We start from the raw sequence: 15,737 nt of genomic DNA on the forward strand, positions 1-15,737 counted from the left end.
GTCAGTCGCCGGAGTCGCGGTCGGCGGGCTTGGCCCAGAACGGAGTGGGCGCGTCGCCGTCGCGGCGCGTGCTCTCTCCCCTGCTCGGCAGCCAGAGCGGCGGCGGCTCGGCCGAACGGGGACGGCTGGACGACCCGCCGAAGATGCCGCCGGACGAACCCGACTCGCGCGGGGCGGGCCGGGACCGGCCGCCGTCGCTGCGGCGGGACGATCCGCCGAAGATCCCACCGGACGAACCACCCGACGAACCACCGGACGACCGGTTCGAGGACCTGCCCGACGAGCCGCGCGAGCCGCCGCCGAAGAACCCGCCCGAGCCGCCGCCGGACGACCGGGTGGACGACGGCCGGGAGGCCCAGCCGCCACCGGACCTGCCGCCGAACCAGCCGCCACCACCGGATCCGCCGCTCGATCCGCCGCTCGATCCGCCGCTCGACCCGCCGCTCAGACGGCCGCGGGACGGCGCGGGCTGTGCTGTGGCTGACGCGGCAGACGGCGCGGGCACGGGGGACACGCCGGTGACCCGCTGCGGCGGGCTCCCCGCCGACGCCGCAGACGCCGCGGACGCCGCGGACGCCGCGGACGCCGCCGACACGGCCTGTGCCGCGGGGCGCTTGCCCGGGCCCGACGGCATGGACGCTCGTACGGCCCCGGCGGGGCGCACGCCCGAGAGGTTGAGCGGCGGGGCCGTACCCGGACGCGAGGCGGTGACCCCGGCCTTGCGGCGGCCGGCCCCCTGCGCGTCGGCGTCGAGCGGCGCGGGTTGCGCCCCCGCACGCGCTCCCGCCTGGGCGGGGACGTTGCTTGCGCCCTCCTCGCCGCGCACGCGGCCCTGCGCCACGCCCGTCGCGGCGGCCGCCGCCGTGCCCGCACCGGTCGCCATCGCGACCGCGCCCATGACCGGCTCGGCCTTGCGCAGCCCCCACCGGGCCGCCCGGGCCGCCGCCACCGGCGGCAGCGCGTTGGCCGCCCGCGAGAGGGTCGGCGCGGTCGCGGCCTCGCCGAGCATCCGGGTGGTGATCGTGTGCCCGTCCATCGAGGCGAACAGGTGCTGGAACGGCCGTCTGTAGAAGAAGACCGCGATCGTCAGCAGCGCCATGAACAGGATCTGCATGCCCCAGGGCAGGCTGGTCGAGATGATCAGCGCGTAGCCGTACACGAGGACGCCCAGCACCAGGGCCAGCACCGCCTGACGCAGCAGGGTGCCGACCAGCATCTCCACCCAGCGCATGGCGATGATGCGGCCGGAGCCCGGATGCACGCCGATCAACAGGAAGACCGGTCCGAGCATCAGCAGCAGCAGGAAGCCGACCTTCAGCACGAGCAGCGACACCGCGACGAGGAAGATCAGCAGACCGGCGACCATCGCGGCGATGAACGCGCCGATCGCGATGCCCAGGCGGCTGGTCCAGTCCTTGCCCTGGAACAGGAAGTACGCCGGGGTGCTCTGCATCGGCTTGGCGATCTCCTCCTCGAACCGCTGCTGGTGCGAGTCGGAGGCCGGCGTCTGGTCGGCGGCCTGCTCGGCGGCGTCGATCGCCTGGAGGTTGAGCAGCTTGGCGCCCAGACCCTTCACGAGACCGGAGTTGGGGTCGGCCGTGCCGAACTCGCCCATCAGCCACGGCTTGCAGACCAGGACCGACCACAGCGCGTCGGCGTTCTGCGCCACACCGGGCGTGCCCTGGCGGCCGTACCCGCCCGCCGTCGGGGCGCTCGGCACCTCGCCCGGCGCGGTCTCCTTCATCGGCAGGCACGACGCGCCGCCCGCCCCGGGCAGCCCGGAGAACGCCGAGTTCACGATCTCGCCGGTCTTGTCGGTGACGGTCTTGCCGAGGCTGGTGAAGTCACCCGGACGGCTGAAGAACCAGATGGCGACCGTGACCGCGAGGACCATCCAGATGACGCCCTCGGTGGTCGTCGTCGCGCGCTTGCGGATCAGGCCGTACCACGCCAGCCAGATCGCGCCGAGGATGACGATCGGCCGCAGGTAGGGCCAGTACATCGCGTTGGCCAGGTTGGTGACGATCTCGTCGGCGACGTCCTTGATGGGCTGCAGCGGGCCCTCGGTCGCCGCCGCCTGGTAGGTGCTGATCGTCAGCCGGTCGACGGCCTTGGCCCACGAGAAGACCGTGTTGGCCCACGCGTTGCCGAGCACGGCCGTGACGTCGGAGCACCCGAGGTCATAGGTGTGCCAGAACTGGCCGGCCATGCCGTACCGCTCGTAGTTGGTCTGCGGCTCCTTCGGCGCCTGCGCCGTGTTCTGACCGGCGTTCTGACCGGCGTTCTGGCCGGCCACCGCGTCGTCGGTCGCCGGTGGCTGGACCAGCCCGTCGACGCCGCCGCCAACGATCTCGGGGGCGAGGTTGGGCGACAGGTCACAGGGCCCGACCGCGCTCGCCGTACTGGTGGGAAAAACCAGGGGAAGCGTCACGAACGCCGCGAAGGCGACGAGAAGCAGGGCCAGGGTCCGGCGGACCCGCCTGCCACGTCTGCCGCCCTCCCGGGTGCGACCCCTGGGACCGTTCCTGCGCACGCTCACGATCGCACCTCCTGCGCGACCCCCGACCGACCGGAGCCCCCGTCAAGAAGATCATGCACGTTCTCGTTGGGTTTGTCGTGTGTCGGATTGGTGTCAAGCCAGCGCAGCAGCTCTTCCGAGATAAGGTCCACCCCGATACGGCCGGCCCGGCCGTCCAGATCCCGGAAGACGCACTCCCCGTTGCCCAGGGAACGCAGCACCGCCTTGTGCTCCTCCGACGGGTCGACGCCCAGGAGCTCCATCACGTGCTCGACCTCCACGCGTTCCGTCGAACGGAACGCGAAGACCGACGACAGACAGTTGGTCACCTGCTCGTTGAGCAGGTCACCGGCGTTCTGTGAGACCAGGACGAGCGCCGTGTTGCGCGAGCGGCCCATCCGGGAGACCTCCGGCACGAGCTTGGCGCCCTCGGGGGTGGACGTGATCGCCCACGCCTCGTCGAGGAAGATCGCCTTCGGCGTGCGCCGGTCGAGCCCGTTCATCAGGCGGCGCGCGAACTGCGACACCAGATAGAGCAGCGCGACCGACAGCCGCTGCTCGTAGGAGTAGTCGTCCCTGGCCGTCATCACGTCGGGCAGCGTGAGGCCGCCGAGCGTGAACACGGTCGTCCAGCCCTCGGTGTCGATCTGCTCGCCGCCCGAGGCGTCGAAGCACAGCCGGGCGAGGTGCATCTCCGACATCGACCGCAGCACGGCGCCGAGGTTCTTCGACGCCGGGTCGGTCGACTGCTCCAGGTGATCCACGACCTTGCCCAGCGAGGGGTCGGGCTCGTTGGAGACCGCGGCGACCGCCTGGATCATGGCGGACTCGCGCTCCTCCGACATCCTCGGCAGCAGCAGCCGCAGGGTCTCGGTCGCCATCGTCTTCTTCGTCGCGATGTCGTCGCCGAACGAGAACGGGTCGAGCAGGCCCGGCGAGGCCGATCCCAGCGGGATGACCCTGGCTCTGCGGCCCCGGTCGCGCAGCAGCCGTACGAGCGACTCGGCGTCGCCCTTGGGGTCGATGACCGCGATCGTGACGCCGCGCAGCGCCATCTGGTAGATCAGCAGCAGCGCGAGCGTGGTCTTGCCACCGCCCGGCTCACCGGTGATCGCGATGGCGGTCGGGCGGTTGCGCGCCGCCGCGACGAGCGGATCGAAGTGCACGATGCTGCGCGCCCGCCCCAGCGTCTCCCCCACGTACGGCCCGATCCAGCCGGCGTTCGACTCGTCCACCCGGTCGCCGAGCTCGACGGTCGCCGTGGCCATGCCGCCCGCGATCGTGCGCAGCGGCTGCCGCTGGGCGTACGCGTTGACCCGCAGCCGCTCGCCGGGAAGGGCCTCGCAGAACAGCGAGAACTGGTCGCCGGTGGAGTTGACGACGTCGATGCCGATGTCGCGGTAGTGCTCCACGACGGCCTCGACCCGCTGGACGCACATCTCCTCGGTCGGCGCGCTCACGCTCAGGCGGTGCCAGCCGTACACGAACGGCAGGCGTTCCTTGGTGATGCCGTGCTCCAGCATGCGGGCGGCGTCGATCTGCTCGGCCAGCGCGAGCGGCGCCTCCGCGCCCGCCTCGCGGATGTGGATGTCCATGTCGCGGGCGTGGGCCAGCTTGCGCGCCACGTCCTTGCTCGCCCTGACCGGGGGGATCAGCCGCATCCGGCTGGAGATCTCCACGGGGAACGGCAACTGGTCGGCGAAGTGCAGCCACGGCTCGCCGTCGGGGAACGGCATGAGGTCGGGGAACCGGGCGAACGACAGGTGCGCGGTGTAGGAGTCTCCGGCCGGCTGCTCGATCCGCAGCAGCGACCTGCCGTTGTGGATCTGCCCCTCGACCAGCGACTCGATCTCGCCCTTGCCCCACCTACGGCGCGGCGTGGCCGAGGGAGACGGCTCACCGAGGCCGCCCGCCGCCGCGTGCTGGAACAGCCAGGCGATTTCCGTGGAGGTGGCGTGGCGGGCGTAGAGCGCGCTGGAGGCCAGGGCCCGGCCGAGCCGCTCGGCGGCCTCGGTCCACCGGGTGATCTCCTTGTCCGGCACGTGATCGTCCTCGATGCCGAGCGCCTTCTCGCTGCGCTGGTAGAAGCCGAAGAGCTGGGCCAGCACGCCGGTGCCGAGCTGCGCGCCACGCGGCCCGAGCCGTACGCCGAGATAGACCTCCTTGCTCCAGAAGTCCTTGGCCCAGACGTGGCGGTACATCTCCTCCAGGTACTCCCGCCAGCCCGGGCCCTCGTCGGAGGTCGAGTTGAGCGCCATCGCCCACTCCGCCGCCGGGTAGGCCCGGTGCGCGATGCGCAGGTGCACCTCGGCGTCGGACATCCTGATCGCGGCCAGCGCGATCGTGATGTTGGTGGCCAGCGCCTCGCGCTCCTCGGGGGTGAGGAACTCGTAGCTCACCGTCGGCAGCCGGAAGTAGGCCCAGGCCGCCGAGTCGGTGAGAAGAACCCGGTCGTCGAAGTAACGCACCGCGAGGCGACTGCGCGCCCTGCTCATCGACCTCTCACCAGCTTCCTCGCTCGCCCCTCATCTGGCCACCTCCTGCTTGGCCTGGACAGCCGCCAGGCCGCTCACGATCACACCCGCAAGCGCAACGTACGCCCTGCGGCCGCCCATTCGGAGGTGATTGACGTCGACCGGTCCCGGCCGCCCAGGAGCCAGCTCGTCCTCCCAGGGCACCCGGACGATCGCCCGGCAGCGGCCGCTGGCCACCGCCTCGGCCTGCTCCACGTCGGGGAGGCTGCGGCGGCTCACGCCGTTGATCACCATTACGGCGCGTCGCCGCAGGTCGGAGCAGCCGTGCCCGTCGAGCCACTCGTAGGTCATCGCCACCGCCTCGGAGGCGTCCTCGCTCGCGGGGGCGACCAGCACGAGCTGGTCGGCGTACGGCAGGAGCCGGGCCGCCAGCGCGGCCGCGGGGTCGATCACGGTAAGCCGGTAGTGCCGGTCGAGCGCGGCGAGCGTCCTGCGCCAGTCGGCCAGGAACGCGCGTTCGGCCAGGCGCTGCGTCACCCGGTCGTCGGTGTCCGCCCCGACGACCTCAAGCCCCGATTCACAGCGCGTCGTGTACGCCCGCATGCCGAGGTAGCCGTTCACCTCTTCCGAGCTCTCGATGAGCGAGCTCAGCGTTTCGGGGGACTCGGCGGCGATCCTCGTCGTGAGCGTGTCTTCTCCGGTGTTCGCGTCGAGCGCGAGCACACGGTCATCGCGATAGCGGGCCAATGTGTGGCCCAGCATTAACGCCGTGGTCGTCTGCCCGGCGCCGCCGGTGCAGCCGAGCACCATGATCCGCCTGCTCGTGGTGAGCGGGATGCGGGTCCTGGCCTCGTCGACCTCCATGCCGTCCGTACGGCTGCCGCCCACGACGACCTGCGCCAGGCGGCGCCAGCCTCCGGAGGTGTCACGTCCGACGACGGCCTCGACGCGGCGCAGGCGCGGCGGCTCCTCGTGCGCCGGCCTGCCGGGGGTGGGCGTCCCCGGGGTGGGCAGCGACGGCCGGGCGGGACCGGCCGGGCCCGCGGCGCGCGGCCCCACAGGCACGGCGCGGATCGACACTCCCGCCGTGCCCGCCGAACCCGCAGCGCCCGCTGAACGAGGGGTGCCCACAGTGCCCGCAGCGCTCTCGTACGGCCTGGCCCCCGTGTGGTGCGCCGCCTCCCGGGCGGGCGTGTCCCGCGTCTCAGGTTGGGAAGCAGGTCGGGAAGCAGTGGAGACGTCGGCCGCCGGCTCCAGGGGCTCCGGGAGCGCTGGGGGTGCCTGAGGCGCTAGCGGCTGCGGGGGGGCTGGGGGCGCCGCCTCCGTGGCCGCGTGAACCACGGGCGCCTCGCCCGCCGGCTCCAGGGTCTCAATGGGCGCCATGGACGCGGGGGGTGCCGGGGATGCCGCTTCTGTGGCCGCGTGAACCACGGGCACCTCGCCCGCCGGCTCGCCCGCTGCGTCGCTCTCCGTGCCGCTCTCCGTGCCGCTCTCTGTGCCGACCGGCACCCGGGGCCGCACGAGCCGCGGCGGACGGCCCTTCCGATGCTGCGCGAGTGCCTCGGCGTCGTGCTGTGCCGTCGTTTCCCGCGCCGTCGTTTCCCGGGCCGTGGTTTCCCGGGCCATGGGTGCCCGGCCCGCGTCCTCGGCGGGCCTCCGGGGCGCGTCCGCGGCGTCAGCGGCGTGCGCGCGCTCCACCGCAGCCGACTCCGGCTCGGGTTCCGGCAACGGCCCGGGCTCCAGCTCCAGCTCCGGCTGCGGCTCAGTGAAGGACGCCGCACCGGACGACCGTACGGCGTGAGGCTTGGGAGTCTGCTCGGGCCGGGGTTCGGGAGCCTGTTCGAGGCGGGGCTGGGGACCGGGCTCGGGACCGGGCTCGGGACCGGGCTGGGGACGGGGCTCGGCCGAGGCGGCGAGCCTGCGGAGGCGGCGCAGCGTCTCGGTGCCGATGGGAGGGACGGCGTGCGGAGCAGCGGGTGCCTCCGACGCCTCGGCGGGCGCGGGAGCAGCGGGTGCCTCCGACGCCTCGGCGGGCGCGGGAGCAGCGGGTGCCTCCGACGCCTCGGCGGGCGCGGCGGACTCAGCGGCGGCCAGGGGCGCGTGCTCCACAGGTGCCGGCGCAGCGCCCTGCGCGGAGTCCTGCACGGCGCCATACGCAGAGCCCTGCACAGCGTCCAGCACAGTGCCCTGCACAGCGTCCAGCACAGTGCCCTGCACAGCGTCCAGCACAGTGCCCTGCACAGCGTCCAGCACAGTGCCCTGCGTAGAGTCCTGCATGGGGTCCTGCACGGCGGCATGCACAGGGCCCGGCTCGTGGCTCTCTTCGCGGCTCTCGTGAAGCTCCTGGGGCTCGCGTTCCCGCTCCAACTCCGTCGGCGACGGCGGCGGGGGCACTGACGACACAGACGACGCGGCCGGCAGGGGCGGCGCAGGTGACGCAGACGGCGCGGGCGGCGCGGGCGGCGCGGAGGACACAGGCGACGCGGGCGGCGCGGGCGGCGCGGGCGGCTGCGTGAGGTAGACGACGCGCTCGCCGGTGGCGCCCGCCCGGGAGGCGGCACCGCTTCGGGACAGAGGTGCGGGAGGCGCGTCGGCGACCGGGGCGGCGGCGGCAGCGGCGGCCGCCACGGCCGGGCGTACGACACGTGACGGATCCACCTGATGCGCGCCTGCTCGCGCGGCGGCCCGCGAGGCCGGCCGCGCGCCGCTCCTGGAGACCTTCGGAACGGGCACCTTGACCGAGACCGCGCGGCGCGCCTTGCGTTCCGCCCTGGCCTGCGGCGCCGCGACCGGCAGCGTGGTCCGCCAGACACGCGCCGTCAGCGTGACCTCATCCGGCTCGTCGAACGGGGCCATACGGCACCACGTGCGGGGCTCGCTCATGTAGCGGAGCTGCGACTGGAGCAGCTCGGTGAGGCGCTTGCTCTCGATGACAGGGCGGGTGGACAACCAGGTGAGCACACCCGGCGGAACGAGGTAGATGACGTGCCAGGGAGCCTCGAACGGCAGTCCGATCAGGTAGAGGAAGACCCACCACGGCACGGAGACACCCACGAACACACCGATCCAGACGACCGGAAGCGGCATCGGCAGTCGTAGGTCGTACAGCTTGTACAGCCGCTTCTCAATACGCCAGATATTGGTATATGTGGGCAGATCCACCCCGAACCTCCTCTCCGCCCGATCACTTGATGCCAAGTGCGCCCGCGATCGCCTTCGCCGTCACCTCGATGATGTTGGGAACGTAAAAGATCACGCCGATCGCGATCGCCAGGATGATGAACTGGACGAACCTGGTGATCTCGCGGGTGAAGAGGAAGAAGATCGCCACGACGGAGACGACCGCGAGGAAGAGCGGAGCGAAGAACCTCCGGAGGAAGTCGGCGAGCCCTTCGGTGTTGATGCCCGCCGTCGGCGCCGGTGAGGGCGCGGCGAGATCAAGGAAGTGGTCCGCGATGGTCTTCAGTATCAACTCTCGCCCTCCCGGGGGGATGGATCAGCGATGTCTTTGCCGGGCATGCGCTACCCCACGGACCGGTTCGCACCCTGGATGTCCCTGACGAACCACTTGCCGCCCTGCTTTTCCATGGTCAGCTGATAGGCCTGTTCGAGACCGGCCGGCTGTGCCGCCGGGTCCTGCGACGGGCTCGCCACCCCCGCCGACTGTCCTGACGCGACCGCCCACACGACCACGGCCGTGACCTTCCTGCTGTCGGAACTGCCCGGCGGGACCACCACGTCCTTCAGCTCGGCGAGGCTGAACTCGCCGTTGAACCCGTTCACGGTCACCCCGCTCGCGACGTAGCGCTGGAGGTCGACCTGGTTGCCCGCGGCGTACGCCTTGAAGAAGCCTTCGAGCTGGGGACGCAGTTCGGCCTCGGTGGCGGAGTCGCGGTCGGGGTCCGGGAGCTGCGGCAGCCCTGCCGGGCCGGGCGCGGGAAGCAGGGCCGGCTGGGCCGAAACCACGAACCTGCCGTTGTCGTAGTAGACCGGCACGGACAGCAGCCCGCGGGTGCCCCCCGACTGGTAGGTCACGGTCACTCGGGCGTTGTGGTCGTCGATCACGTCGATGCCGGTGAACTGGAAGGCCCCCGCGGACATGCGTCCGTAGCCGTTCCAGCCGAACTGCTCGTCGGCGCCCTCCGGCAGGAAGGTCCTCAGCCGCTCCGCGCGCTGCTGGGGATTGGCCGCGTCGTAGTTGAGGTAGACCGCCGCGAACTGGTTGGCGAAGGCCGCCGCCTGCGTCACCGGGAATCCGGAGGTGGCCGAGCCGGTGGGGGCCACGCCGGCCGGGTCGTCCTGCGTCAGCCGATCAAGCGGGGCGCGGATGCCGTTGACCACGATGACGATGATCAGCGCCCAGAGGATGACCCGCCCGGTCCAGACGAGCCAGCGGCCTCCACCACCGCTCCAGCCTCTGCGGCGGGGGACCGTGCCGTGCGCCGCGCTCGCCGCCTCGAAACCTTCCAGTGGGTACGGGTCAGGGTCGCCAGCGATCCGCGGATCCTGCTGGACGTCTGACCTGCGAGCCATCACGCCTCCGCTCGCGCCGATCCCTCCGGCTGGCGCGGTTTCCTCTTGCTCTCGATCCGGTTAACCGCATTGAAGTATTCACCCTAGCGGCCTCGCCAATTCTTCCAGGTAAGCCACGCCCATGGTGCAAGCATCGCCGCGACCGAGCAAACCGGGTCCACATCCCCAGAGAGACGCCCCACACCTATCCACTCCGCGAAAAAGCACGTTACGCCTGGCCAGCGGGGGCATCGATTACCTAACCGCCACCTATTGCTGTCTTCGCAGCTCGCAGGCATAACGAAACCGTCCGTACGCGCCACGACGGCCCCGCCGGAGCAGGGCCGTCGTGCCTCTGAGCTACGCCCGCACCGTCACTGGCACGCCTCGGAGGAGGACGCGGAGGACGACTGCGACTCGGTCGACGCCGGTGGGATGGCGGCCGGCGGGACGTTCTCCGGCGCACTGCCCATGGCGCTGCCCGTCACGCTCTCCGGGGCGCTCTCCGGGGCGCTCTCCGGCAGCGAGGAGGTCTGCGACTCGCTCGCGGACGACTGCTCCGGAGATTGGGCCTGGGATTCGGCCAGCGACTGGGCCTGGTCCGACAGCTGCTGCTGCGCGCGCTGGGACATCTCCTCGATGCGCTGCTGTGCGCTCGCCGCCTCCTGCATGATCTGCTGCTTGGCGCTGCTCGCCTCGTCCCTGATGCTCTGGCGGGCCTGCTCCGCCATCCCCTCTATCGACGCCGCGGTCATGCCCGGGAGCGCCTGGCTCCGCAGGCTCGCACCGCCGTACCAGCCGGTGGACCACTGCGCCGGGAGCTCCGCGACCGTCATCATCGGCATGCCGAGCTGCATCGTCTCGGGCATGGCCTCGGCCATCATCATCGGCTCGCCGAGGGTGGTGGTGTACGACGTCGCCCGCACCGATCCGCCGGGCTCGCTCGCCTGCGGCGCCCACGCCGACTCCGGGGCACCCGTCGCGGCGGAGGCGGTGCCGCCGAGCAGCGCGACTCCGGCGGCCGTGAGCGTCGAGGCGAAAATCACCGCGAGAGCCGGCTGTCTGGATTTCCGATGCATGGTCCCCTCCTTGGGTCCGATCGGGCCTCGCCAGGTCAGGCCACCTGGGCTTTTCCCGGTGCCCGAAATCGGCCGGCATCCCCTTCCGCTGTGCCGGATTGCGGCGGCGAAGAGATTTGTGGCGAAAAGGGATTCAAACGGCGACTACGCGCCAAACGGCCTCATCTCGATGCTTCAACGAAGCTCACGAATGCGTCTAGGGCAGTTGGCCCAAGCGTTTCCGCTGGCCATGGAGGATCTGACCAGAGGGAGAGGTGTGGCGGGTGATGCCGCTCACCACCATGACCACCGCTTTTGCCCGACCGGGCCATCTCAAGGCCGTTCGAGATCGTAGGCGACGTCCGCCACGCGAACCGTCCGTACCAGCGGATCCTCGATGATCTTCCGCAGCTCTCCGATGGTCACCAACGAGTCCACGTAGGCGTAGGCCAGGCCGTCGTTCACGGCCTTGCGCAGCCGCGCCAGGCTGAGATCGAAGTCGCGCAGGTTGTCGTCGTCGTAGTCCTTGAGGATGCCGACCCAGCGGCGGAAGTTCGCCAGGTCGGATTTGAGTGGTTCATCGTCCTCCCCCGGCATCGGGGCCCGGTCCCATGTCGTCGTCCCTCCCCAGGTGATGGGGATCGACCTGGGACGCCGTTCGAAAACCACCTTGTCGGCGTACGACTTGTACCTGCCGGTGAATGAGGTCAGCTCATCGATGGTGAGCGGCGTGGCGAACTCGACCACCGCCAGCGCGTTGAGCCCCTCGGGGAGCCGGGCCAGAACCTTGCGGCTGTCCTCCTTGGGCTGGTTGCCCGTCCCCACGTTCATCAGGGCGAGGTTGAGCGTGGTGCCGGCGCTCGCGCCGAGCGGCAGCCTGCCCACATGGCCGAAGAAGTCCTGGGTGACCACGTGCTCGGCGCCGCCGTACCCCTCGACGAAACCTCCGACGGCCCGCACCGGCCTCGCGGCCACGGTGAACGACATCGACAGCGGCGTGGTGGCACCCCAGTTTCTGACCTCGATGTCGTAGCTCGGGTTGTAGATTTTGAAGGCGGTGCCCAGCACGTCGGTCATGCGCTGCTCCCTGTCGCCGCGCCGCTGGATCATGCCGGAGCCCACCGTCGCCGCCAGGACCGAAACCAGCAGCCCCGCCAGCACTGTGATCGCGGTGCGGGCGACACCCCGCCGTACGGCCCGGCGGGTCGCCCGGGGATCGAAGTCGGGCATGGGCGGCAGCAGAGCGTCGTCAGTCATGAGGGCCTCCGTAGAGATCGGCGAAGGCCGCCCTGGCACGCCACACGGCCGTCTTGACGGCGGTGTGCTTCCTGCCGGTCATCGCGGCCACCTCGACCAGCGAGAAGCCTTCGAAGTAGACCAGGGTGAGCAGCCTGCGGTGCTCCTCGGGCAGGCGGTCCAGGGCGTCGCGTACGGCCAGCGACTCGACGTGCAACGGAGGCACGCCGAGCTCGTCAGGGTGGGGCAGGTCCAGCTCGCGGCGGTGCCGCCGCACCTGGTCGACGAGAACGTTGCGGGCGATGACGAGCAGCCATGCCGCCGGGTTTCCGCCGCGCCAGCCGAGCAGGGCCCTGGTCGCCTTGACGAACGTCTCCTGGGCGAGGTCCTCGGCGAGGTGGGGATCGCGGGTGCGGCGCAACAGGAACCCGCACACGAGCGCCCAGTGCTCGCGGTACAGCTCCTCGATGATGATGCCCCCCGCGTCTTCGTGTCTGTCACAACAGACCAGACGCGAACGGGCCGGAAATGGTCACCCGCAAAATCTCTTGCGGTCCGCCGAGCCGGGCAGGGAGGGTGCGAAGGTGGCCATATCGCAGCAGGAGCACCCGGCGCGGCAGGCGAGGCCGTCCGACGCCGCTGTCGTCGCCGAGTTGCTGGACGCCTTCAACCGCGAGTTCGACACGCCGACACCGGGCAGCGACGTGCTCACGGCGCGCCTCCGCCGGCTGCTCGCCGGGGATGACCTCGTCGCCCTTCTCACCGGCGAACCGGCCGTCGGCGTCGCCGTTCTGACCTTCCGGCCCGACGTCTGGCATGACGGCCCGTCCGTCGTCCTCGACGAGCTGTACGTACGGCCCGGCCTGCGCGGGCAGCGGTTCGGGCACGCCCTGCTCGAGGAGGCGTGCCGCCTGTCACGGGAGCGCGGCGCGGCGATCCTCGCGATCAACGTCGACGGCGAGGACACCGACACGCGCCGCTTCTACGAGGCGCACGGCTTCGCCAACATCGAGCCCGGAGCGCCCGAGCCGATGTTCCACTACTACCGCGCTCTCGCCTGAGCACGGCCTGGGCCCGTCTGAGCCCGTCTGGGCCCGTCTGAGCCCGTCTGAGCGCGTCTGAGCACGTCTGAGCAGCACGAACGTCGAGGGCTCGCGTTCCAACATTCTCTGCCATAACCGAGCGCGACCGAACGTACGCGGACGCCTGAAACGTTCATCACGGGCGACGGCCGTCAGCCGCGTTTCCGCTGCATGCCTGTTCAGCCAGGTTCACACGCCATCTTTCCCGCCTGACCACGCCTTGACATGCCCCAACCGCTCTGACAATTTCAAACGGCTTCCAACAGAAAGCGATCCGGCAGGGTCGGTGGACCGCCCGTCACCCATCCCCCACACGGACACCCCGGAGGTCCGGCATGCGCAAACGTCGACCAGTCGGCGACAGGAAATGGATCCGCATCATCATGGCGGCGGTCACAGCGGCCGTGACCGGCGCCGGCGCGGTGGTGGTGACCGCGCCGGCGGCCCAGGCGGCCACGACGACCATCACGCTGAACGGCGGCTCGACGGGTCGCACGTTCGACGGGGTGGGGGCGATCAGCGGCGGCGGCGGCAACTCCCGGCTGCTCATCGACTACCCGGAGACGCAGCGCTCCCAGATCCTGGACTACCTGTTCAAGCCCGGGTACGGCGCGGCGGTGCAGTTGCTGAAACTGGAGATCGGCGGTGACGCCAACTCCACCGACGGCTCCGAACCCAGCATCGAGCACACCCGCGGTGACATCAACTGCAACGTCGGCTACGAGTTCTGGCTGGGCGAGCAGGCGGTGGCGCGCAACCCGAACATCAAGCTGATCGCGCTGCCGTGGACCGCGCCCGGCTGGATCGGCGGCGGGAACTTCTGGTCCCAAGACATGATCGACTACGACATCTCCTGGCTCAACTGCGCCAAGCAGCACGGCCTGACGATCAGCTACATCGGCGGATGGAACGAGCGCGGGCACAACAAGACCTGGTACAAGAACCTCCGGTCGGCCCTCGACTCCAACGGCTACGGCAACGTGCAGATCGTCGGCGACGACAGCTTCGGCCTGTCCACCGCGGACGACATGCTGAGCGACTCCGCGTTCAAGAACGCGGTCGGCGTGGTCGGGGCGCACTACCTGTGCGGCTACCTGAGCGACGCCACCTCGTGTCCGTCCAGCGCGAACGCCGTGGCCACCGGCAAGCCGATCTGGAACAGCGAGTTCGGGTCGCAGGACTACATCAGCGGCTCGGCCCCCTACATCCGCAGCATCACCCGCGGATATCTCGACGGCCAGATGACGGGCTTCGTCAACTGGCCGCTGGTGGCCGCGCTCTACCCGAACCTGCCCTTCAACACCACCGCCCTGGCGGTCGCCAACTCGCCGTGGTCGGGCGCCTATCGGGTGGGCCGCAGTCTGTGGGCGAACGCCCAGGTCGCCCAGTTCACCCAGCCGGGCTGGCGCTTCCTCACCGGCTCCGCGAGCGGATACCTCGGCGGGAACCGGAGCAACGGCAGCTACATCTCCCTGAAGTCCACGAACAACACCGACTACTCGACCATCTACGAGACCAGCACGTCGACGACCACGCAGACCGTGAACGTCAACGTGACAGGCGGGCTGAGCACCGGGACCGTGCACGTGTGGTCCACCGACCTGGGGTCGAACAACCCGGCCGACTGGTTCGTCAGGCAGCCGGACATCACCCCCAGCAACGGCTCCTACTCGCTCACCATGCAGCCGAACCGGATCTACTCGGTAACCACGACCACCGGCCAGGGCAAGGGCACGGCGACCGGACCGGCGAGCGCGCCGCTGGCTCTGCCGTATTCCGACGACTTCGACGCCTACGCCTCCCGCACCGAGGCCAAGTACTTCTCCGACATGCAGGGATCCTTCGAGGTCCGGCCCTGCGCAGGCGGCCGGGCCGGTCAGTGCCTGCAGCAGGTGACCCCCATGCGTCCGATCGAATGGCAGGACGACAGTGACGCCTTCGGCCTGGTCGGAGACCCGTCCTGGAGCAACTACAAGGTCAGCGTGGACGTCAACTTCCAGCAGGCCGGCACCATCACGCTGCTCGGGCGGGCGAACACGCAGTCACGCCCGCAGAGCCACCAGGCGGCCTACCAGTTGCGGCTGAACAACTCCGGCGCCTGGTCGATCGCCAAGAGCACCACGTCCGGCACGGTGAGCACCCTCACCTCGGGCTCCCGGGGCTCGCTCGGGACCAACACCTGGCACACGATCTCGCTCAGCTTCACGGGCAACCAGATCAGCGCCACCCTCGACGGCACCGCGCTCGGCTCGGTGACGGACAACTCCTACTTCACCGGACAGGTCGGGCTCGGAGTGGTCGGATACCAGACCGACATGTTCGACAACCTCTCCGTCACCGAGACCAGCGGCGGAAACGGCAACAGCGGCGTCGGTCCCATCAGGGGCCAGGCCTCCGGCCGCTGTGTCGACGTCCCCAACCAGTCGCAGGCCAACGGCACCCAGGTCGCGCTCTGGGACTGCAACAGCGGCGCCAACCAGACCTGGACCCTCACGCCGTCCAAGCAGCTGATGGTCTACGGCACCAAGTGCCTGGACGCCTACGGACAGGGCACGGCGGACGGGACCCGGGTCGACATCTACGACTGCAACGGCGGCACCAACCAGCAGTGGACGCTCAACCCCGACGGCACGATCGTCGGAGTCGGCTCGAACAAGTGCCTGGACGCCTACGGCGGCGGCACCGCCAACGGCACGCAGCTGGTGATCTGGACGTGCAACGGCGGCGGGAACCAGAAGTGGTCCCGCAGCTGAGCCGACGGTGACACCGGCCGGCCGGGTTCGCATCGCAAACCCCCGCATCGCGAACCCCCGCATCGCAACCCTGCGACGCGGACCCGGCCGGCCACTCGCGGCGA

10 protein-coding genes are annotated in these 15,737 nt (G+C 70.7%); 2 read left to right on the forward strand and 8 right to left on the reverse strand.

Annotation, left to right across the window (positions count from 1 at the left end):
* Nucleotide 1 precedes the first annotated feature (1 nt).
* From FLV34_RS05995 to FLV34_RS06030, 8 genes are all read right to left on the reverse strand, one after another.
* Nucleotides 2–2,539: a type IV secretion system protein gene (locus FLV34_RS05995; protein ID WP_261985672.1), complete on the reverse strand. Its 2,538-nt coding sequence runs from the start codon at nt 2,537–2,539 to the stop codon at nt 2–4.
* A complete protein-coding gene (locus FLV34_RS06000) occupies nt 2,536–5,013 on the reverse strand; it encodes an ATP-binding protein (protein ID WP_142650354.1) in 2,478 nt (825 codons plus the stop codon). The genes FLV34_RS05995 and FLV34_RS06000 overlap by 4 nt, the downstream gene beginning before the upstream one ends.
* 30 nt (nt 5,014–5,043) lie before the next feature.
* Nucleotides 5,044–8,154 (reverse strand): TcpE family conjugal transfer membrane protein, encoded by a 3,111-nt coding sequence (locus FLV34_RS06005; protein WP_187280552.1) that lies wholly within the window; start codon nt 8,152–8,154, stop codon nt 5,044–5,046.
* Nucleotides 8,155–8,176: 22 nt separating this feature from the next.
* Nucleotides 8,177–8,449 carry a hypothetical protein gene (locus tag FLV34_RS06010; protein WP_244312715.1) on the reverse strand — a complete coding sequence of 91 codons (273 nt, stop codon included), beginning with the start codon at nt 8,447–8,449 and terminating at the stop codon, nt 8,177–8,179.
* A 65-nt stretch (nt 8,450–8,514) separates the two neighbouring features.
* Nucleotides 8,515–9,525 (reverse strand): conjugal transfer protein, encoded by a 1,011-nt coding sequence (locus FLV34_RS06015; protein WP_142650352.1) that lies wholly within the window; start codon nt 9,523–9,525, stop codon nt 8,515–8,517.
* Between the two features lie 353 nt (nt 9,526–9,878).
* Nucleotides 9,879–10,583, reverse strand: coding sequence for a hypothetical protein (locus FLV34_RS06020; protein WP_147942571.1), 705 nt, complete (start codon nt 10,581–10,583; stop codon nt 9,879–9,881).
* 312 nt (nt 10,584–10,895) lie between these two features.
* Complete coding sequence (locus FLV34_RS06025; RefSeq protein WP_142650350.1) at nt 10,896–11,819, reverse strand: hypothetical protein; 924 nt, start codon at nt 11,817–11,819, stop codon at nt 10,896–10,898.
* Complete coding sequence (locus FLV34_RS06030) at nt 11,812–12,309, reverse strand: RNA polymerase sigma factor (protein ID WP_142650349.1); 498 nt, start codon at nt 12,307–12,309, stop codon at nt 11,812–11,814. Before FLV34_RS06030 ends, FLV34_RS06025 begins: the two co-directional genes overlap by 8 nt.
* 79 nt (nt 12,310–12,388) lie before the next feature.
* Here FLV34_RS06030 and FLV34_RS06035 point away from each other — a divergent pair, with 79 nt between their 5' ends.
* Both FLV34_RS06035 and FLV34_RS06040 read left to right on the forward strand, forming a co-directional pair.
* Entirely contained in the window at nt 12,389–12,859 is a 471-nt protein-coding gene (locus tag FLV34_RS06035; protein WP_260617427.1) for a GNAT family N-acetyltransferase, read from the forward strand.
* A 404-nt stretch (nt 12,860–13,263) separates the two neighbouring features.
* Nucleotides 13,264–15,633, forward strand: coding sequence for an RICIN domain-containing protein (locus tag FLV34_RS06040; protein WP_142650348.1), 2,370 nt, complete (start codon nt 13,264–13,266; stop codon nt 15,631–15,633).
* The last annotated feature ends 104 nt before the right edge of the window (nt 15,634–15,737 follow it).

This window comes from Microbispora sp. CSR-4 (genome assembly GCF_008033685.1).
Taxonomy (GTDB): Bacteria; Actinomycetota; Actinomycetes; order Streptosporangiales; family Streptosporangiaceae; genus Microbispora.